This is a genomic window from Pseudomonas sp. N2-3-1-14, from assembly GCF_041228395.1.
GTDB lineage: Bacteria > Pseudomonadota > Gammaproteobacteria > Pseudomonadales > Pseudomonadaceae > Aquipseudomonas.
The window spans coordinates 219,601-237,695 of the sequence record NZ_CP166199.1 but is presented as its reverse complement, the minus strand read 5'-3'; the positions used below and the strand labels follow the sequence as shown (position 1 = coordinate 237,695).

The following is an 18,095-nucleotide window of genomic DNA, read 5'->3' as shown; positions in this document are numbered from 1 at the left end:
GTAGGACCTCTTCGGGGGCAAGCCCCCTCCCACATTTGAGTGCGTTAACAAATCAAAAGGTGGGAGCGGGCTTGCTCGCGAAGGCGGTGGATCAGACCCTGCAAATCCTGAATCAATCAGCGCCTTCGGGGGCAAGCCCCCTCCCACATTTGACTGCGTTAACAAATCAAAAGGTGGGAGCGGGCTTGCTCGCGAAGACGGTGGATCAGACCATGCACATCCTGAATCAATCAGCGCCCACGATCGCGGCGCAGTAACTTTCTTGCCCGCGCCGCCAACGCCTTGGCATCAAAGGGCTTGAGCAAATAATCATCTTCATGCAATTCCAACCCGCGAAGCCGGTCTTCAATCCCGCCCGGCGTGGTTAGGAACAACACCGGCGTCTCGCCCTTCAACCGAATAGCCTGCTGCAACTTCCAGGCGTTCAAGCCCGGCAACATCACATCCAGAATCACCAGCTCGTACTCGGTACTCTCCACGAAGCGCAACGCGGCCATGCCATTGGCTGCGACCTCCACGGTGTAGCCGGCCTCGTTCAAACCCCGGGCCATCCGCTGTGCCTCTTCGGTTTCATGTTCCACTAACAGCACGCGCATAACACACCTCGATTGATCAGGTTTGCAGGCTATCACCCTCAGGTCTGCGCCGCCTCACGCAAGCGATGAGCATCGAGGATTTCAATTTCCCCATAGCCCAGGCGCACGACGCCCTGGGCTTGCAGGTCCTTGAGCAAGGCGTTGGTGGTCTGGCGTGACAGGCTCAACATCGCCGCCAAATCTTCCTGGGGCAGTTGCAGCACACGTTTCGAGTGCTCGGTATCGCCGTAACCTTCAACGATCATCAGTAAACGGTGCGCCAGCCGCACCGAGGCCGGCATCAGGCTCAGGTGCTCGATATTGATAAAGCTCAGGCGCAGTTTCTGGCTCATCAGCAAGGCCAGGTCGCGCCAGTACTGCGGGGACTGATCAAGGATGCTCAGCAACGCCTGCTGCGGCACCTGCAACAGCGTGCACGGCCCCACGGCGCAGGCGTCGTGGGTGCGCGGCAAGCTGTCGAACAGGCAGATTTCGCCGAACCAATACGGCCGCTCTACCAGGCTCAATAGCGCTTCCTTACCGTGCTCGTTCACCGCGCTGATGCGCAGCGTGCCGTCGAGCACCGCATACAGGCCACAGGGCGGGTCGCCGCGCTTGAACAGGTATTGCCCCGCCGCCAGCTGGCGCTGCCGGGCACTGGCCAGCAGGCTATGCTGAAAAGAGGCAGGCAAGTGGCTGAACCAATGACCGCTGGCCAGCTGCGAGCGCCATTTCTCTGTGTCCATGCGAACTCCGAAGATTGTCGCCCAGCTGACAGTCAGTCACAGGCTGGCAGGGCATGATCAAGCATCCTACAGGAGGAACAACAATGAAAAGCCTCGTCGAGCACCTCAGTCAATACGCCGCCTACCACCGCGACCCGCGCAATATCGCCAGCCACTTTGTCGGCATCCCGCTGATCGTGGTCGCCGTGGCGGTGCTGTTGTCGCGCCCCGAATGGGCCGTCGGTAGCCTGTGGATATCTCCGGCAGTGCTACTCGCGCTGTTCTCGGCATGGTTTTACCTGCGCCTGGAACTGGCGCTGGGCGTGCTGATGACGGTGTTGATGGGCTTGGCGGTGTGGGCCGGGCATGTGCTGGCGGCGCAGAGCACAGCGGTGTGGCTGGGCAGCGGGATCGGGATGTTTGTGGTGGGTTGGGCGATTCAGTTTGTCGGGCACTATTACGAAGGCAGGAAGCCGGCGTTTGTGGATGATGTGTCGGGATTGATTGTGGGGCCGTTGTTTGTGGTGGCGGAGTTGGCGTTTGTGCTGGGGTTGCGGCATGACCTCAAGGAGCAGATTGAGGCGCGGTCCGGCCCGGTAGAACGCCGCGATCTAAAGCCGAGCAAGGTCTGAATGTGGGAGCGGGCTTGCCTGCGATGCAGGCACTTCGGTGTATCAGTCACACCGCAGTGATGCTATCGCAGGCAAGCCAGCTCCCACACAAGCCCGCTCCCACAGGGGTCTTGCGGTGTTTTTAAGCTTTCTGCCAAACCTTGGGTTTGAAGAACAAGGTCTCGCCACGCGCCAGACCGGTCAGGCTGTCGTGGTCTTTGACCACTTCGGCCTCGATCAACTCGCTTTGGCCTTCGACCTTCAGCGTCACCCGTGTAGTGGCGCCCAACGGCCGAATATCCCGCACTTCAGCCGCGTGGTGGTCTTCCAGTTCATGGCGCGACAACGACACTTCATGCGGGCGGAACAGCACGTGCTGGTCCTCACCCAAATGCAGGCGGTTGGAATCCCCCAGGAAGTGGTACACAAAATCGCTGGCCGGGTTCTCGTAGACTTCGCCCGGTGAACCAATCTGTTCGATCACGCCCTTGTTCATCACCACAATGCGGTCGGCGACTTCCATGGCCTCTTCCTGGTCGTGGGTCACGAACACCGAGGTCAGGTTGATGTCTTCGTGCAGACGCGCCAGCCAGCGGCGCAGCTCTTTACGCACCTTGGCGTCGAGGGCGCCGAACGGCTCATCCAGCAGCAACACTTTAGGCTCGACCGCCAGGGCGCGGGCCAGGGCGATACGCTGGCGCTGGCCACCGGAGAGTTGTTCCGGGTAGCGATCCGACAGCCAATCCAGCTGCACCATGTTCAGCAACTCGTGAACCTTGACCGCGATCTGGCTTTCGTTCGGGCGCTGGTTTTTCGGTTTCATGCGCAGGCCGAACGCGACGTTGTCGAACACGGTCATGTGACGGAACAGCGCGTAGTGCTGGAACACAAAACCGACGTTGCGATCACGCACGTCGTGGCCGGACACGTCTTCACCGTGGAACACGATGCTGCCGGCATCCGGGGTTTCCAGGCCGGCAATGATGCGCAGCAAGGTGGTCTTGCCGCAGCCGGACGGGCCCAGCAACGCCACCAGCTCGCCACTCTGGATGTCCAGATTGATGCTGTTCAGGGCCTTGAAGGCGTTGAAATTCTTGCTGACATTACGGACTTCAATCGACATGACTTATTCCTCACCGGCGCTTTTGCGCAGGCGGTTGATACGGTTCTCGCTCCACTGCTTGAGCAGCAGGATGAAGAGCGCCAGGATCAGCAACAGGCTCGCGACGGCAAACGCGGCAACGTGGTTGTATTCGTTGTAGAGGATCTCGACGTGCAGCGGCAGGGTGTTGGTCACGCCGCGAATGTGGCCGGACACCACCGATACCGCGCCGAACTCACCCATCGCCCGTGCGGTACACAGCACCACGCCGTAGATCAGGCCCCACTTGATGTTCGGCACGGTCACATGCCAGAACATCTGCCAGCCATTGGCACCGAGCAGGCGCGCGGCCTCTTCTTCCTGAGTGCCCTGCTCCTGCATCAGCGGGATCAGTTCACGGGCCACGAACGGCACCGTCACGAAGATGGTCGCCAGCACAATGCCCGGCAAGGCGAAGACGATCTGGATGTCGTGGTCTTGCAGCCAGGGGCCGAAGAAGCCCTGGGCGCCGAACATCAGCACGTAGACCAGACCGGCGATCACCGGCGACACCGAGAACGGCAGGTCGATCAGCGTGACCAGGATGCTCTTGCCACGGAATGAGTATTTGCTCACGCACCAGGCGGCGCTGACGCCGAACACCACGTTGAGCGGCACCGAGATCACCACGGCGATCACCGTGAGTTTCAGCGCCGACAGCGCGTCCGGCTCGAGAATCGCGGTGAAGAACGCCCCCAGGCCATTCTTCAGGCCTTGGGACACCACGATAAACAGCGGCAGCAGCAGGAACAGGAAGAACACCAGCCAGCCGAGGCTGATCAGGATGCGTCGCGACACCGCGCTGCCACGACGGGCGGCGTTGGCCGAAGAAGCGGCGGAAATAGACGATTGGGACATGTTCCGCGCCTCCTTATGGGTGTTCGATGCGCCGCTGCAGCAAGTTGATCAGCAGCAGCAAAACAAAGGAAACCACCAGCATCAGCACACCGATGGAGGTGGCGCCGTGGTAGTCGTACTGGTCGAGCTTGACCATGATCAGCAGCGGCAGGATCTCGGTTTTCATCGGCATGTTGCCCGCGATGAAAATCACCGAACCGTACTCACCAACGCCACGGGCGAAGGCCAGCGCGAAGCCGGTCAGCCAGGCGGGCAGCAACGCAGGCACGAGGATGTAGCGGAACACCTGCAAGGGCTTGGCGCCGAGACACGCGGCGGCTTCTTCGATTTCCCGAGGGATATCGGCCAACACCGGCTGCACCGTGCGCACCACGAATGGCAGCGTGACGAAGGTCAGCGCCAGGGTGATGCCCAGCGGGGTGTAGGCGATCTTGAAGCCCAGGTCAGCGGCGAACTGGCCGACCAGGCCGGTGGGGGTGTAGAGCGCAGTCAGTGCGATGCCGGCAACGGCGGTGGGCAGTGCGAAGGGCAGGTCGATCATCGCATCGATGATCTTGCGGCCGGGAAAGGTGTAGCGCACCAGCACCCAGGCCAGCAGCGTACCGATCACGCCGTTGATGATGGCGGCATACAGTGCCGTGCCGAAGCTCAGTTTCAACGCCGCCAGCACACGCGGTGCAGAGATGATGTTCCAGAACTGATCCCAAGTGAGTTGAGCGGCGTGTACAAACATCGCCGCCAGGGGGATGAGTACGATCAGGCTGAGGTACACCACGGTGTAGCCCAGCGTCAGCCCGAAGCCGGGTATGACGGGGGAAATACGACGCGACATAAGAGTCCTTGGTTAGCGGGTAGATACCACTATAGGAGCGAGCTTGTGTGGGAGCTGGCTCTTCTGTGGGAGCCGGGCTTGCCCGCGATGCAGGCACCTCGGTGTGTCAGTCACACCGGGGTGATGCTATCGCAGGCAAGCCAGCTCCCACACAAGCCCGGCTCCCACAGAAAGCTGGCTCCTACAGTTTAATTTGGCTTACTGCGCCGAGTAGATCTGGTCGAACACGCCACCGTCATTGAAGAATTTCGGTTGGGCAGTTTTCCAGCCGCCGAAGTCTTTGTCGATAGTCACCAGGTCCAGTTTCGGGAACTGCTGGGCGTATTTGGCGGCGACTTTCTCATCGCGTGGGCGGTAGAAGTTCTTCGCCGCAATCTCCTGGCCAGCCGGGCTGTACAGGTGCTTGAGGTATTCGGTGGCGATTTCGGTGTTGCCCTTTTTCTCGGCGTTCTTGTCGACCACGGCCACTGGCGGCTCGGCGAGGATCGACAGCGAAGGTACAACGATGTCGAACTTGTCAGCGCCGCCGTCTTCTTTCAGCGCCAGGAACGCTTCGTTTTCCCAGGCCAGCAACACGTCACCCTGACCGTTGTTGACGAAGGTGATGGTCGAACCGCGCGCGCCGGTGTCGAGGATCGGCACGTGCTTGAACAGCTCTTTCACGTATTCCTGGGCCTTGGCTTCACTGCCACCGGCTTTCAGGCCATAGGCCCAGGCGGCGAGGAAGTTCCAGCGGGCGCCGCCGGAGGTTTTCGGGTTCGGGGTGATCACGGACACGTCTTTCTTGATCAGGTCGCCCCAATCCTTGATGCCTTTAGGGTTGCCCTTGCGCACCAGGAACACGATGGTCGAGGTGTAGGGCGTGCTGGCGTCCGGCAGGCGGGTTTGCCAGTTTTCCGGCAGGGTTTTGCCCAGTTTGGCGATTTCGTCGATGTCACCGGCCAGGGCCAGGGTCACCACGTCGGCGCGCAGGCCGTCGATCACCGCACGGCCTTGCTTGCCCGAGCCGCCGTGGGATTGCTGGATCTTGACGTTGTCGCCGGGGTGGGACTGTTTCCAGAAGGTGGTGAACTCAGCGTTGTAGTCCTGGTACAGCTCACGGGTCGGGTCATACGAGACGTTGAGCAGCTCGTAGTCCTTGGCAACAGCGGAACCGGCAAACACGGCACTGGCCAGTGCGGCCAGGGCGTAACGGCGAATCGACGACATAGAAGGCTCCTGAAATTCTGGGTGTTGGCTTTTTCTTATAGTTGCGGGTCTAGCATGCGAATCGCCGTTGTTGCTCAGCTCGGTTTGTTACCCGGGTTCTGCAAACGGAATTTTTCCTTGCGTTCGATCTGTACCACTTGGGCGTTATGCACAGTGATTTCCACCGCGCCAAACCGCAGGTCGCGCAAGGCGCTCTGGATCTCACGCAAAATGGCTGCTTCGTCCTGGCCGTCGACGCTACGTAGAGATGCGCTCATGGTCTCGCTCCTGAAATGAATAGTGCCTGGCAGTGGCGGCACTGCTTGCGGCGTGAGGGCGATAGTAGATAAGCGCGGATATTCTTAAAAATACTATTTAAGAATGTTTATATAACCAGAAAGAATTTTCTGGCAGGACGTGGGGTTGCGAAGGTTTTGGTACTGAAAATACTGATACCCAGGCGCGGCTGAAGCCTGTGGGAGCCGGGCTTGCCCGCGATGGCGGTGTGTCAGGCACGAAATATTTCGCCTGAAAGGCCCTCATCGCGGGCAAGCCCGGCTCCCACATTGACCGAGTTTTGCCTATCGGATAGCAGGTGCCCGATGCCAATCAATCTCCTGTGCCGGCATCGGCCGCCCGAACCAATACCCCTGCCCCATATCGCATTCCTGCTCCAACAAGAACCGCGCCTGTTCCACTTGCTCGATGCCTTCGGCGTGCACCTGCATGCCCATGCTTTTCGCCAGGGCGATTACCACGCGCACAATCGCCGCATCGTCCTCATCCCATGGCAGCCCGGCGACAAAGCCCTGGTCGATCTTGAGCTTCTGCACCGGCAGGCGCTTGAGGCGCAGCAGTGACGAATAGCCGGTGCCAAAGTCGTCGATGGCCAGGCGCAAGCCCAGTTCACGCAGGCGGTGCAGCTGCTCAAGGGCCACTTCCGGATCATCCATCACCGCGCTTTCGGTGACCTCTAACTCAAGAAACGCCGGATCGAGGCCGGTGGCGTGCAGCACCTGAGCGACTTGCTCGTACAGCTCGCGCCGGGCAAACAGCCGGCTGGAGACATTCACCGCGATAAAACTCAGCGGCGCGCCATCGGCCAGCCATTGGCACATCTGGCGGCAGGCCTGGTCCATGACCCAGGCGTCGATGTCGGCAATCAGCCCGGTACGTTCGGCGATGGGGATGAAATCGCCCGGTGGCACCAGACCGCGCTCCGGGTGTTGCCAGCGCACCAGCGCTTCGACGCCGATCAGGCGGCTGCCCTGCAGGTTGTGCACCGGCTGGTAATACACGCGCAGCTCCTGCTGGTCGAGGGCGCGGCGCAGTTCGCTGGCGATTTCCACGCGGTTCTGCGCATGGGCGGTCAGCTCTTCGGTGTACAGCGCGTAGCTTTCGCGCCCGGCACTCTTGGCCTTGAACAGCGCGGAATCGGCATTGCGCAGCAACTGCTGGGCGCTCAGGGCATCGCTGGGGAACAGGCTGATACCGATACTGGCGCTGATAAACAGTTGGTGGCCGTCAAAGATGAACGGCTGCTTCATCGCGTCGAGCATGCGCTGGGCCAGGGCGGCGGCCTGCACCACCTGTGGACAACTTTCGGCGAGCACGGCGAACTCGTCGCCGCCCAGGCGCGCCAGGGTCACGCCGGGGCCGAACAGCCCCTTGAGCCGCTCGCCGACCGCTTTGAGCAACTGGTCGCCGACGTTATGGCCGAGGCTGTCGTTGATGATCTTGAAGTGATCCAGGTCCAGCAACAGCAAGGCACAGCCGCGTTTGTGCACTTGCGCCGAGGCCAGCGCCTGCTCGGCGCGGTCGGTGAACAGCAGGCGATTGGGCAGGTCGGTGAGCGGGTCGTGATGGGCGAGGTGCGCCAGTTCGTGCTCGGAATCCTTGATCGCACTGATATCGGAAAACACCGCGACGTAATGACTGACCTTGCCTTGGTCATCCTGGATGACGCGGATGGTTTGCCACTGTGGATAAATTTCACCGCTTTTGCGCCGATTCCAGATTTCGCCGCTCCATTCGCCGGTGCGTTCCAGGGTCTGGAACATCTGTTGATAAAAATTCGACGAATGGCGCCCGGACTTGAACAAGCTTGGTCGCTCGCCCATGACGTCTTCGCGGCGATAGCCGGTGATCTCGATAAACGCCCGATTGACGTGCACGATCAACCCTTGGGCGTCGGTGACCAGCACGCCTTCGCGGGTGCAATCGAACACGGCAGCCGCCTGGCGCAGGCGCTCGCGGTTTTCTTTCAGCGGCTGCTGCAGCTGGTGAGCACGGGCAAAACGGGCGCAAATCAGAGACAGGGTCAACGCGCTGAGCCCCACCCAGACATAGCCACGCACCTGCAGCCAGCGTTCCAATTCTCGAGGGTCATCGAGAAAGTCGATCAATAGATGATGGCTGAGCTGGAGCCACGCAATGGAAACCAGCAGGTATACCAGCCCCACACGCAGGGCACCTCGGTATGAAAACAGCATATGGTCAGTAATCCTTACCAAAAAACAAAATCGCCCTACAAAGGCTGCGGATTATAGAATAAGAAACATCCAGTCACTTCTATCTGAAAGGGCGGCTGGTTTTCTCTGTAGGCTTAGTGATAATGCGTGAGCTGCTTTTTTCTTTATCTGAGGGCCATACAGCCTATGTGGTACAACGGTTTTCTTGACTTGTCAGCCTGGCAACTGGTGGCAGTCACTCTGTTGATGACCCACGTGACCATCGTTGGGGTCACGGTTTATCTGCACCGCTATTCAGCCCATCGCTCCCTGGAGCTCAATGCCGGCCTGAAACACTTCTTCCGCTTCTGGCTGTGGCTGACCACGGCGCAGAACACCCGCGAGTGGACCGCCATCCACCGCAAACACCACGCCAAATGCGAAACCGTCGACGACCCGCACAGCCCGGTCGTCAAAGGCCTGTCCACCGTATTGCGCAAAGGCGCCGAGCTGTACCGCGCCGAAGCCGAAAACCCAGAGACCTTGCGCATCTACGGCAAGAACTGCCCGGACGACTGGATCGAGCGCAAGATCTATACGCCTTACCCGCTGCTGGGCGTGGCGATCATGGGCGTCATCGACCTGATGCTGTTCGGCACCATCGGCATCACCATCTGGGCGATCCAGATGATGTGGATCCCGTTCTGGGCTGCCGGCGTGATCAACGGCCTGGGGCACGCCGTGGGCTATCGCAACTTCGAATGCCGTGACGCGGCGACCAACCTGGTGCCGTGGGGCATCATCGTCGGCGGCGAAGAGCTGCACAACAATCACCACACCTACCCCAATTCAGCCAAGCTGTCGGTGAAGAAGTGGGAGTTCGACCTGGGTTGGGCGTGGATCAAAGTCTTCAGTTTCCTGCGCCTGGCCAAGGTGCAGCGCGTTGCCCCCATCGCCCACCGTGTCGAAGGCAAAGGCCATCTGGACATGGACACCGCCATGGCGATCCTCAACAACCGCTTCCAGATCATGGCCCAGTACCGCAAGTTGGTGATCGGCCCGCTGGTCAAGCAGGAGCTGGAGAAGGTCGATCACTCGGTGCGCCATCAGTTCCACCGTGCCAAACGCCTGCTGTCGCGTGAAACCAGCTTGCTGGATGACCGCCACCACGTGCGTATCCAGAGCCTGCTGGAACACAGCCATGCGCTCACCGTGATCTACGAGAAGCGCCTGGCGCTGCAACAGATCTGGCTGAAAACCAGCTCCAATGGCCACGACATGCTGGCTGCGATCAAGGAATGGGTGCACGAGGCCGAGGCCAGCGGCATTCAGTCCCTGCGCGATTTTGCCCACCAGCTGAAGACTTATTCGCTGCGTCCTGCAACGGCCTGATCGAGCATTCACAGCCCGCTCGCGTGAGCGGGCTTGCCGTGATAGGCGGGTTGGCCTTGGCAGGCGGGCTCCCTGTGGCGAGCGGGCTTGCCCCGCGTTGGGCTGCGAAGCAGCCCCAATAAAAGCCACCGCATTTCTCCCGACAAACCGCAGTGCCAGGTTTCAGGGCCGCTTCGCAGCCCAACGCGGGACAAGCCCGCCTGCCACAGCAAGCACCCTCACCACCGTAAAACTAATCACCAAAACCAGCCTATTCACCGCGAAAATCGGCCTACAACCGGTTTCTGACGTCATTTCTTAGTCAGCCTGTTCACGGAACTTCACCGCAATTCCCCTCTCTCAAAGAACACTTCGCCATCATGGTGACCCCTTGTAGTGACCGCTGCTCCATCCTGCGGCGCGCCCAGAGAGAGTTGTACCGATGGTTCACGAAAAGCCTTACTTGCCCGATGCCCCCACAGCTGAGCCTGCCCGCCCGGCTGCGGCGGCAACCTTGCTGGCGCTCATGCACGCCCAGGGTGAAGTCGAGCGGCTGAGTGAGCGCGAGCAACTGCTCAGCTCACTGCTGGTCAGCGTGAATGCCGTGCTGTGGGCCATCGACTGGGAAACGCGCCAAGTGCTGTACGTGAGCCCGGCCTACGAGCGAGTGTTTGGCCGTCCGGCCGGTCTGCTATTGGCCGACCACCGCGAATGGCGCAACAGCGTTCACCCCGAAGACCTCGATTACGCTGAATACAGCCTCGCCCGCGTGCTGGAGCAAGGCGCCGTGGAGGACCGCGAATACCGCATCATTACCGCCGACGGGCAGATTCGCTGGCTGAGTGACAAATGCTATATCAACCAGCAGGTCGAGCCCGGCAGGCCGGTGATCGTGGTCGGCATGGCCGAAGACATCACCGAAAAGAAACAGATGGAGTTGGAACTGCACCGACTCGCCACCACCGACGTACTGACCCAGAGCAGCAATCGCAGGCACTTTTTCGAATGCGCCAACCTGGCCTTCGACAGCGCCTGCGCCCAAGGCACAACGCTGGCGTTCCTGTTGCTGGACATTGATAACTTCAAAGAGGTCAACGACAGTTACGGCCACCTGGAGGGCGATCAGGTGTTGCGGCGTATCGCCGAGAGCGGTCGCAGCGTACTGCGCCGTGGCGACCTGTTCGGGCGCATCGGTGGCGAAGAATTCGCCGCCGTGCTGCCCGGTTGTGCGCCGCACATGGCATTGCAAGTGGCCGAGCGGTTGGGCAAGGAAATCCAGGCGCTGAGTTTCAGCTACGAAGGGCGGCAATTTACCGTCACCGTCAGCCAGGGCCTGGCTACGCTGCGCGAAGAAGATGCGTCTCTGGACAGCCTGTTTGCGCGCGCTGATGCGGCGATGTACGAGGCCAAACGCCAAGGCAAGAACCGCGTCATAGCAAGTTAACGCCACTCGACGATGGGAGCGGGCCGGCTCCCACACGTGACCTCGTTGCTGGCTAGGCCTTGCGTACCCGAGTCAACTCCGACAATCCGACCTTCAGCAAGCGCGCCGTTTTGCTGCCGGCCAGCTCTTCCAACCCTTCACGCTCGGTCAGCCGCGCCATCTGCGCCGCCAGGTTCATCACCAGCGATTCTCGCGAATACACCCCGCCTTCGAGTGAATAGATCGACGCAATCAACTGGCGTAGCTCCAACGGCAAACGCCAACGCGCGCGCAATGCCGAACCATAGGCCGCACCGTAGGTAGCCAGAGACTCGCCAATTGCTTCGTCATCCAACGCCCCGCCGCCCTGGCGCCAGTCTTCCAGGCAACGCAACAACGCCAAGTCGCCCAACCGATGCAGGATGCCGGCGCTGTAGCAGCGCTCGTGGTCCAGCTCCAGCATGCGCGCCAGGCGGCGAGCATAGTCGGCAGTGTCTTGGGACAGTTGCCAGTGGCGCTCGGCATAGGCCACCAGCGCCGGGTCGCCCAGCACCACGTTGTGCTTGAGGGCCAGGCCCAGAATCAGGTTCATGCTCTGCCCGGCCGCCAGTGTGTGCAGCGCGGCGGACAGGGTTTGCACCGGCGTGCCGTGATGGCCGGCGCTGTTGGCGGCGGCGATCAATACGGCCGTTATTTGCGGGTCCATGCGCACCTGGTCTTCCAGGCATCCGAGGTCCAGGCCATCCGGCGTGAGGCTGTGCTCTACGGCGTCTTTTACATCCACCCGCAACGGCGCGCCGTCAGAGGCTTCGCGGCGGCGCTCCAGGAACACCGGCAGCGTCAAGCCCGGCGCCAGCGGCGCAATTTCGCAGTACACGCTTTCGCCTTCGTTGAGCAGCAGGTCTTGCAGGCGCTGGGTCAGGCCTTCCATGTTCAGTGGTTTTGTCAGGTACGCCGTCGGCGCCAGGGGCAAGGCTTCGCGCACGCTGGCGCTGTCATTACGACTGCTCAACAGAATAAAGGGCAGCGAACGGCGCTTCTGGCGCACGCTGCGCAGCAGGCTCAGGCCATCGACGCCCGGCAACTCCCAATCCGCGAGAATCAGGTCGTAGGTTTTTTCTCGCAACAGCGTGGCTGCTTGCTGCCCATCAGCACACACATCCAGCCGTGCGTCGCAGCGCACATTCAACAGCACTTGCTTGAGCAGATCCCGCGACCAAGGGTCCGCCTCGGCAATCAACACTCGGGGTACAGCCGGTAAATCAACAGCAGTCATCCAGCACGCTCCATCGGCAATGCTGCAACCTTAGACAATCACGCTGCCTAGGTACAATGAACACGGCCTGAATGTGCTGCATCGGGCACAAAAAAACCCGCCGAAGCGGGTTTTTTCTGTCGATCAAATCAGGTTCCGCTTACAGCTCGGAGAAACACTCTTCGATGATCGCCAGGCCTTTGTCCAACTGCTCGTCCGGCGAGGTCAGCGGGACCAGTACGCGCAACACGTTGCCGTAGGTGCCGCAAGACAGCAGGATCAGGCCCTTGTCACGCGCCTTGGCCACCACGGAGGCGACGGCAGCAGCGTTCGGCTTGTGGCCGTCGCCACCTTCGAACAGCTCGACCGCAATCATCGCGCCCAGCGCACGCACTTCGCCGATTACCGGGTACTTGGCTTGAATGGCTTTGAGGCCAGTCACCAAGCGCTCGCCGACAGCCTTGCAGCGGTCCAGCAGGTGCTCTTCTTCAAACACTTCCATCACCGCCAATGCAGCGGCGCACGCGATCGGGCTACCGGCGTAGGTGCCGCCCAGGCCGCCTGGGGCGATGGCGTCCATGTATTCAGCCTTGCCGCACACACCGGCCAACGGGAAGCCGCCGGCGATGGATTTGGCGAAGGTGGTCAGGTCGGCGGCGACGCCCATCTGCTCCATGGCGAAGAAGGTACCGGTACGGCCGGCACCGGTTTGCACTTCGTCGGCGATCAGCAGGATGCCGTGCTTGTCGCACAGTTCGCGCAGGCGCTTCATGAAGGATTTAGGCGCGACGTAGAAACCGCCTTCGCCCTGCACCGGCTCGATGATGATGGCTGCGATATCACGCGGCTCGGCATCGTTTTTGAAGATGCGTTCGATGCTGGCGATGGCGTCGTCATCGCTCACACCGTGCAGTTCGTTCGGGAACAGCGCGCGGAACACGCCGCCTGGCATCAGGCCCATGCCGGCCGAGTACGGCACGACTTTGCCGGTCAGGCCCAGGGTCATCATGGTGCGGCCGTGGTAGGCGCCGGTGAAGGCGATCACGCCGGCACGGCCAGTAGCGGCACGTGCGATCTTTACGGCGTTTTCAACCGCTTCGGAACCGGTGGTGACCAGCAGGGTTTTCTTGGCGAAATCGCCTGGCACCTTTGCGTTGATTTTTTCGCACAGTTCCACGTAAGGCTCGTAGGCCAGAACCTGGAAGCAGGTGTGGGTCAGCTTGTTCAGTTGCTCGGTCACGGCGGCGATGATTTTGGGGTGCACGTGGCCGGTATTCAGCACAGCGATACCGCCGGCGAAGTCGATGAACTCGCGACCTTCAACGTCGGTCACGGTGGCGTTCTTCGCGGATTCAGCGAAGATCGGGTGAATCTGGCCAACACCGCGCGGTACAGCGGCTTCGCGGCGTTTCATCAGGGATGCGTTGGTCTTGCTCATAAAGTCCTCATTCGCCACTCATCGGGTGGCGTGGTCCAAGGAATACGTGGCGGGGAGGCAACTACGGCAGCATGCGATGATCGACTGCCACAGCTTTCCCGGCCACTACGAATAACGGTGTGAAACACGCAAAGGGTCAGCGCTCTCGTGCCCTCTGCGTTTGCTGCAAGCTCTTGCCGGTCAGATGCCCAGGCAGAGGTATTTGATTTCCAGGTAATCCTCGATCCCATACTTGGAGCCTTCACGGCCCAGGCCCGACGCCTTGATGCCGCCGAACGGCGCCACTTCGTTGGAGATCAACCCGGTGTTGACGCCGACCATGCCGTATTCCAGGGCTTCAGCCACACGGAACACACGGCCCAGGTCGCGGGCGTAGAAATAGGAAGCCAGGCCGAACTCGGTGTCGTTGGACATCGCGATCACTTCGGCTTCGTCTTTGAAGCGGAACAATGGCGCCAGCGGGCCGAAGGTTTCTTCCTTCGCCACGGCGGCATTTTTCGGCACGTCGACCAGAATGGTCGGCTCGAAGAAGTTGCCTTCCATCACCTTGCCACCGGCCAGCAGCTTGGCGCCTTTGCTCAGGGCATCAGCGATGTGCTCCTGAACCTTGGCCACGGCTTTTTCGTCGATCAGCGGGCCAGTCGTGGTGCCGTCATCCAGACCGTTGCCGATCTTGAGTTTGGCCACGGCCACTTTGAGTTTCTCGGCGAACGCGTCGTACACCGAATCCTGGATGTACAGGCGGTTGGCGCAGACGCAGGTCTGGCCGTTATTGCGGTATTTGGAAATGATCGCGCCTTCGACGGCCTTATCCAGGTCCGCGTCGTCGAACACAATAAACGGCGCATTGCCGCCCAGTTCCAGCGAGACCTTCTTGATGTCCTTGGCGCATTCGGCCATCAGCTGGCGACCGATTTCGGTGGAGCCGGTGAAGGACAACTTACGCACGATCGGGTTGCTGGTCAGCTCACCGCCGATGTCGCCGGCACTGCCGGTGACCACGCTGAGCACGCCTTTAGGGATACCGGCGCGGTGCGCCAGCTCAACCAGGGCCAGGGCCGAGAACGGCGTTTGCGAAGCCGGCTTGATCACCATGGTGCAACCGGCGGCCAGGGCCGGGCCGGCTTTACGGGTGATCATCGCGGCCGGGAAGTTCCACGGGGTGATTGCAGCGGTCACGCCGATGGGCTGCTTGATCACGATCAGGCGCTTGTCGGGCTGGTGGCCGGGAATCACATCACCGTAGATGCGCTTGGCTTCTTCGGCGAACCACTCGATAAAGGAAGCGGCGTAGACGATTTCGCCCTTGGCTTCGGCCAGCGGCTTGCCTTGTTCCAGGGTCATCAGGCGACCGAGGTCGTCCTGGTTTTCAATCAGCAGCTCGAACCAACGGCGCAGCTTGTTGGCGCGCTCCTTGGCGGTCAGCGCACGCCAGGCAGGCAGCGCCTTGTCAGCGGCTTCGATGGCGCGGCGGGTTTCGGCGGCGCCCATCTTCGGCACAGTGCCGAGAATCTCGCCCGTGGCCGGGTTGTTGACCTTGATGGTTTGACCGTTGTCCGCATCGACCCAAGCGCCATCGATAAAGGCTTGTTGGCGGAACAACTGGGTATCTTTGAGCTGCATGTCGGCTTTCCTTAACAGCACCGCGCGCACGCGGAGCGAATTAGAGTTGTTGAAAGGCGCCTTGTGGGCTGCCGTCAGGGAAATCAGCCCCAGCGCGCGGCAAGAGTGAAAGAGCGCACGGGAGACAGAGCGTTTGAAATCTCAAACGAATCCTAGGATCAATGGGGGTACAGGGCAATAGTCTGTTCGAAAAAAAGAACGAAAACGGCGCATTTGCCGAATCTTTCTGATCAGCGCGATTCGGCCGCGTTCCACCGCATCGACCACCGGCGCCCGGTGCAGGGCCTCTGCGCAGCCAATTCCTACCCACAAACGGCCAAAGACCGGCATGGACGCCCAAGGACGACATGGGTATGATGTCGCCCGCACAAGCATCCGTAGCTCAGCTGGATAGAGTACTGCCCTCCGAAGGCAGGGGTCGTGGGTTCGAATCCCGCCGGGTGCACCAGATACAGATGAAAAAGCCCCAGGTCGAAAGAGCTGGGGCTTTTTTGTGGGCGGCGTTTCGTAAGTCTTGGGGTGCAGTTATCCGGAATCTTCGGAGGGTGGGCTTTTGCTGGGGCTCTTGGAGCGGGTGGCTCACTTACCAGTCAGCAATTGTGCCCACTCCTGTGAGGGGTGGTAGTCATGCGATGAATAGGGCTTCGGTTTGGACATAAATAAATCTGTCCCCTTTCTCTACCCTTTCTCTGATGGATTTTTTAAGTTGGTTGACGTGGTTGACACCCATCACCATGGTTGACGCCAGGCAGGTGTTCACTATCAGCAACAGATACAGCCACCTTTACCGAAGCTGTAACGATAGCCCTTTTTCTTCAAGATCCTTTCAATTTCAACGATTGAAATTTCAGTAACTTCCGGCACCTCCCACTAACTCGATCCCGCGGGTTTCATGCCCCGTGTCGTTACTAATGCGTCAGGGCCCTGGCGCCTTTTCAAGCCACTGGAACCAATTACGCAAGCCTGAACTAGTATCAGCCGGAGACATCAGCGTCCCGTCGGGTCGCCTCGATTAAGGAGAATGATATGGAAATGGTTGCTGTACATTCAGAAGCGATGACTGCCGTTGGCTACGATGCCGGATCGAAAAGAATGAGAATCCGCTTTCAACAGGGGCACGCCTACGACTTCTGCAATGTCCCCCCATCAATTCATGAAGGGCTGATGTCTGCAGCGTCCAAAGGTTCTTACTACAACCGATATATACGTGATCGATATCAATGCTGAGGCCGCGTGTGAAGGAGATAACGTAGGTGATCCATTTGACGGCAGGGAATACGCGACTACCTTCCATGAGCTAGTACCTACCGACTTCCTCCTTCCAACACAGAGGATGTGCAATGAGCTACAGCGCTGAAACCTTCAACGTCATGATCGCGTCTCCCGGCGACGTTGCCTCCGAACGGTCAATCGTTCGTGACGTGATCTACGAATGGAACGCGGTAAACTCGAGCGCTCGCAAAATTGTATTACTTCCTGTTGGCTGGGAGTCGCACTCATCTCCAGAAATGGGCTCCAAACCACAAGCCATTATCAACGATCAAATTCTTGGAAAATGCGATCTGATGGTAGGTGTTTTTTGGACAAGAATTGGTACTCCAACAGACGATTATGCGAGTGGAACTGTAGAGGAACTGGAGAGGCACATTGAGTCCGGAAAACCGACAATGCTCTATTTCTCATCTCAGCCTGTGGCAATGGACACGGCCGACTTGGACCAGGTGGCAAGTGTTAAAAAATTCAGGTCCGAATGCCAACGTCGAGGGCTTTATGAAAGCTACGACAGCCTGGCCGACTTCAGAACAAAGCTGTATCGCCACCTTCAGCTTAAGGTCAACGATCATCCTTTGTTTAACAAAGCTGAAGGCCTTGCGACAGCTGAACCCGTCGAGTCCAAGACCTCAATTCCAAATTTGTCCAACGAAGCCCGAGTTCTTCTCAAGGAGTCGAGCTTAGATCCTCATGGCACGATCATGCATATCCGCTATTTGGGCGGGACTGATATCCAAACAAATGGCAAAAACCTGATTACCCAGGATGACAGACGCGAAACGGCAAAATGGGAACAAGCGATAAATGAGCTGGAAGGTCAGCGTCTCATCGTCGCGCGTGGGCACAAAGGTGAAATTTACGAAGTCACAAATCTTGGCTATCAAATCGCCGACATGATTGAGCTATAAGCCGGCACATAGACAGCAAGATGACTCGTATATCCTTGGCCATCCCCTGAAATAGACAGATCAAGCAAACCAGCAATACAGACATTTGATGGCCTGGTTCAACGTCCTCCCTTTGGCGAAAGCTCATGGAAGATGTCTCGCTGCTTGCATCATTGCTTAAGCGCATGAATGAGAACCAGCTGACATTGGGTGCTGCTATTGAGGAGTTGTCTAACTGGGTTGAGCAACGAGGATCTACAGAGGTGGCACAGAACATTCGAGGGGCACTGGAGATCCTGGATGAGAATTCAGGATTCATTACCCTTGCACTCGCCTCACTGGCGGCAGAAGGTCAAACAAAAAAATGAATACCGCCCTTGATCCGAGTTCACTGCTAACCATGTGGTGAGTGCTTTTCCAAGCGGGATACAAAGAAAATATCCCCC

The 18,095-nt window shown here is 59.6% G+C and carries 17 protein-coding genes and 1 tRNA gene; 7 read left to right on the top strand and 11 right to left on the bottom strand.

The genetic code is table 11. The annotated features are described in order from the left end of the window. Positions 1-230: 230 nt before the first annotated feature. Both AB5I78_RS01000 and AB5I78_RS00995 read right to left on the bottom strand, forming a co-directional pair. Positions 231-596, bottom strand: a complete 366-nt coding sequence (locus tag AB5I78_RS01000; protein WP_119738264.1) for a response regulator — start codon at positions 594-596, stop codon at positions 231-233. Between the two features lie 38 nt (positions 597-634). After that, positions 635-1,321 carry a Crp/Fnr family transcriptional regulator gene (locus tag AB5I78_RS00995; RefSeq protein ID WP_369301812.1) on the bottom strand — a complete coding sequence of 229 codons (687 nt, stop codon included), beginning with the start codon at positions 1,319-1,321 and terminating at the stop codon, positions 635-637. 83 nt (positions 1,322-1,404) lie between these two features. Between AB5I78_RS00995 and AB5I78_RS00990 the strand changes: the two genes are divergently transcribed. After that, positions 1,405-1,932, top strand: a complete 528-nt coding sequence (locus AB5I78_RS00990; RefSeq protein ID WP_369301813.1) for a DUF962 domain-containing protein — start codon at positions 1,405-1,407, stop codon at positions 1,930-1,932. Between the two features lie 121 nt (positions 1,933-2,053). Here AB5I78_RS00990 and AB5I78_RS00985 read toward each other — a convergent pair whose 3' ends face one another. From AB5I78_RS00985 to dibA, 6 genes are all read right to left on the bottom strand, one after another. Continuing rightward, entirely contained in the window at positions 2,054-3,034 is a 981-nt protein-coding gene (locus tag AB5I78_RS00985; protein WP_145159703.1) for a sulfate/molybdate ABC transporter ATP-binding protein, read from the bottom strand. A 3-nt stretch (positions 3,035-3,037) separates the two neighbouring features. Beyond that, on the bottom strand, positions 3,038-3,910 hold the full coding sequence (gene cysW, locus AB5I78_RS00980; RefSeq protein WP_003218139.1) for a sulfate ABC transporter permease subunit CysW: 873 nt from the start codon (positions 3,908-3,910) through the stop codon (positions 3,038-3,040). A gap of 13 nt (positions 3,911-3,923) precedes the next feature. Next, positions 3,924-4,742, bottom strand: a complete 819-nt coding sequence (gene cysT / locus AB5I78_RS00975) for a sulfate ABC transporter permease subunit CysT (protein WP_003218141.1) — start codon at positions 4,740-4,742, stop codon at positions 3,924-3,926. 198 nt (positions 4,743-4,940) lie between these two features. After that, positions 4,941-5,951: a sulfate ABC transporter substrate-binding protein gene (locus tag AB5I78_RS00970; RefSeq protein ID WP_106577355.1), complete on the bottom strand. Its 1,011-nt coding sequence runs from the start codon at positions 5,949-5,951 to the stop codon at positions 4,941-4,943. 74 nt (positions 5,952-6,025) lie between these two features. Beyond that, positions 6,026-6,208 (bottom strand): sulfur starvation response protein OscA, encoded by a 183-nt coding sequence (gene oscA / locus AB5I78_RS00965; RefSeq protein WP_003170956.1) that lies wholly within the window; start codon positions 6,206-6,208, stop codon positions 6,026-6,028. Between the two features lie 303 nt (positions 6,209-6,511). Beyond that, complete coding sequence (gene dibA / locus AB5I78_RS00960) at positions 6,512-8,422, bottom strand: phosphodiesterase DibA (protein WP_369301814.1); 1,911 nt, start codon at positions 8,420-8,422, stop codon at positions 6,512-6,514. Positions 8,423-8,587: 165 nt separating this feature from the next. Between dibA and desA the strand changes: the two genes are divergently transcribed. Beyond that, positions 8,588-9,772, top strand: coding sequence for a delta-9 fatty acid desaturase DesA (desA, locus tag AB5I78_RS00955; protein WP_369301815.1), 1,185 nt, complete (start codon positions 8,588-8,590; stop codon positions 9,770-9,772). Positions 9,773-10,193: 421 nt separating this feature from the next. Further along, positions 10,194-11,195, top strand: a complete 1,002-nt coding sequence (locus AB5I78_RS00950) for a sensor domain-containing diguanylate cyclase (protein ID WP_145159695.1) — start codon at positions 10,194-10,196, stop codon at positions 11,193-11,195. A gap of 52 nt (positions 11,196-11,247) precedes the next feature. On the opposite strand, the gene AB5I78_RS00945 is transcribed toward AB5I78_RS00950, so the two are convergent. From AB5I78_RS00945 to gabD, 3 genes are all read right to left on the bottom strand, one after another. After that, entirely contained in the window at positions 11,248-12,450 is a 1,203-nt protein-coding gene (locus AB5I78_RS00945) for an HDOD domain-containing protein (protein ID WP_369301816.1), read from the bottom strand. Between the two features lie 139 nt (positions 12,451-12,589). Continuing rightward, entirely contained in the window at positions 12,590-13,867 is a 1,278-nt protein-coding gene (gene gabT / locus AB5I78_RS00940) for a 4-aminobutyrate--2-oxoglutarate transaminase (protein WP_369301817.1), read from the bottom strand. Positions 13,868-14,047: 180 nt separating this feature from the next. Further along, complete coding sequence (gene gabD / locus AB5I78_RS00935; protein WP_369301818.1) at positions 14,048-15,490, bottom strand: NADP-dependent succinate-semialdehyde dehydrogenase; 1,443 nt, start codon at positions 15,488-15,490, stop codon at positions 14,048-14,050. Between the two features lie 371 nt (positions 15,491-15,861). Between gabD and AB5I78_RS00930 the strand changes: the two genes are divergently transcribed. From AB5I78_RS00930 to AB5I78_RS00915, 4 genes are all read left to right on the top strand, one after another. Then, positions 15,862-15,938, top strand: a tRNA-Arg gene (locus AB5I78_RS00930). 578 nt (positions 15,939-16,516) lie between these two features. Then, positions 16,517-16,717: a KTSC domain-containing protein gene (locus AB5I78_RS00925; protein WP_370004330.1), complete on the top strand. Its 201-nt coding sequence runs from the start codon at positions 16,517-16,519 to the stop codon at positions 16,715-16,717. 113 nt (positions 16,718-16,830) lie between these two features. Further along, the gene (locus AB5I78_RS00920; RefSeq protein WP_369301819.1) at positions 16,831-17,670 is read left to right on the top strand and encodes a DUF4062 domain-containing protein; all 840 of its coding nucleotides are present in this window, start codon (positions 16,831-16,833) and stop codon (positions 17,668-17,670) included. 125 nt (positions 17,671-17,795) lie between these two features. Continuing rightward, positions 17,796-18,017, top strand: coding sequence for a hypothetical protein (locus AB5I78_RS00915; protein WP_369301820.1), 222 nt, complete (start codon positions 17,796-17,798; stop codon positions 18,015-18,017). Positions 18,018-18,095: the final 78 nt, after the last annotated feature.

What these genes read in the sequence shown, in the direction of transcription:
- AB5I78_RS01000 (WP_119738264.1), bottom strand. Translation starts at nt 596, where the DNA reads ATGCGCGTGCTGTTAGTGGAACATGAAACCGAAGAGGCACAGCGGATG.
- AB5I78_RS00995 (WP_369301812.1), bottom strand. Translation starts at nt 1,321, where the DNA reads ATGGACACAGAGAAATGGCGCTCGCAGCTGGCCAGCGGTCATTGGTTC.
- AB5I78_RS00990 (WP_369301813.1), top strand. Translation starts at nt 1,405, where the DNA reads ATGAAAAGCCTCGTCGAGCACCTCAGTCAATACGCCGCCTACCACCGC.
- AB5I78_RS00985 (WP_145159703.1), bottom strand. Translation starts at nt 3,034, where the DNA reads ATGTCGATTGAAGTCCGTAATGTCAGCAAGAATTTCAACGCCTTCAAG.
- cysW (WP_003218139.1), bottom strand. Translation starts at nt 3,910, where the DNA reads ATGTCCCAATCGTCTATTTCCGCCGCTTCTTCGGCCAACGCCGCCCGT.
- cysT (WP_003218141.1), bottom strand. Translation starts at nt 4,742, where the DNA reads ATGTCGCGTCGTATTTCCCCCGTCATACCCGGCTTCGGGCTGACGCTG.
- AB5I78_RS00970 (WP_106577355.1), bottom strand. Translation starts at nt 5,951, where the DNA reads ATGTCGTCGATTCGCCGTTACGCCCTGGCCGCACTGGCCAGTGCCGTG.
- oscA (WP_003170956.1), bottom strand. Translation starts at nt 6,208, where the DNA reads ATGAGCGCATCTCTACGTAGCGTCGACGGCCAGGACGAAGCAGCCATT.
- dibA (WP_369301814.1), bottom strand. Translation starts at nt 8,422, where the DNA reads ATGCTGTTTTCATACCGAGGTGCCCTGCGTGTGGGGCTGGTATACCTG.
- desA (WP_369301815.1), top strand. Translation starts at nt 8,588, where the DNA reads ATGTGGTACAACGGTTTTCTTGACTTGTCAGCCTGGCAACTGGTGGCA.
- AB5I78_RS00950 (WP_145159695.1), top strand. Translation starts at nt 10,194, where the DNA reads ATGGTTCACGAAAAGCCTTACTTGCCCGATGCCCCCACAGCTGAGCCT.
- AB5I78_RS00945 (WP_369301816.1), bottom strand. Translation starts at nt 12,450, where the DNA reads ATGACTGCTGTTGATTTACCGGCTGTACCCCGAGTGTTGATTGCCGAG.
- gabT (WP_369301817.1), bottom strand. Translation starts at nt 13,867, where the DNA reads ATGAGCAAGACCAACGCATCCCTGATGAAACGCCGCGAAGCCGCTGTA.
- gabD (WP_369301818.1), bottom strand. Translation starts at nt 15,490, where the DNA reads ATGCAGCTCAAAGATACCCAGTTGTTCCGCCAACAAGCCTTTATCGAT.
- AB5I78_RS00925 (WP_370004330.1), top strand. Translation starts at nt 16,517, where the DNA reads ATGGAAATGGTTGCTGTACATTCAGAAGCGATGACTGCCGTTGGCTAC.
- AB5I78_RS00920 (WP_369301819.1), top strand. Translation starts at nt 16,831, where the DNA reads ATGAGCTACAGCGCTGAAACCTTCAACGTCATGATCGCGTCTCCCGGC.
- AB5I78_RS00915 (WP_369301820.1), top strand. Translation starts at nt 17,796, where the DNA reads ATGGAAGATGTCTCGCTGCTTGCATCATTGCTTAAGCGCATGAATGAG.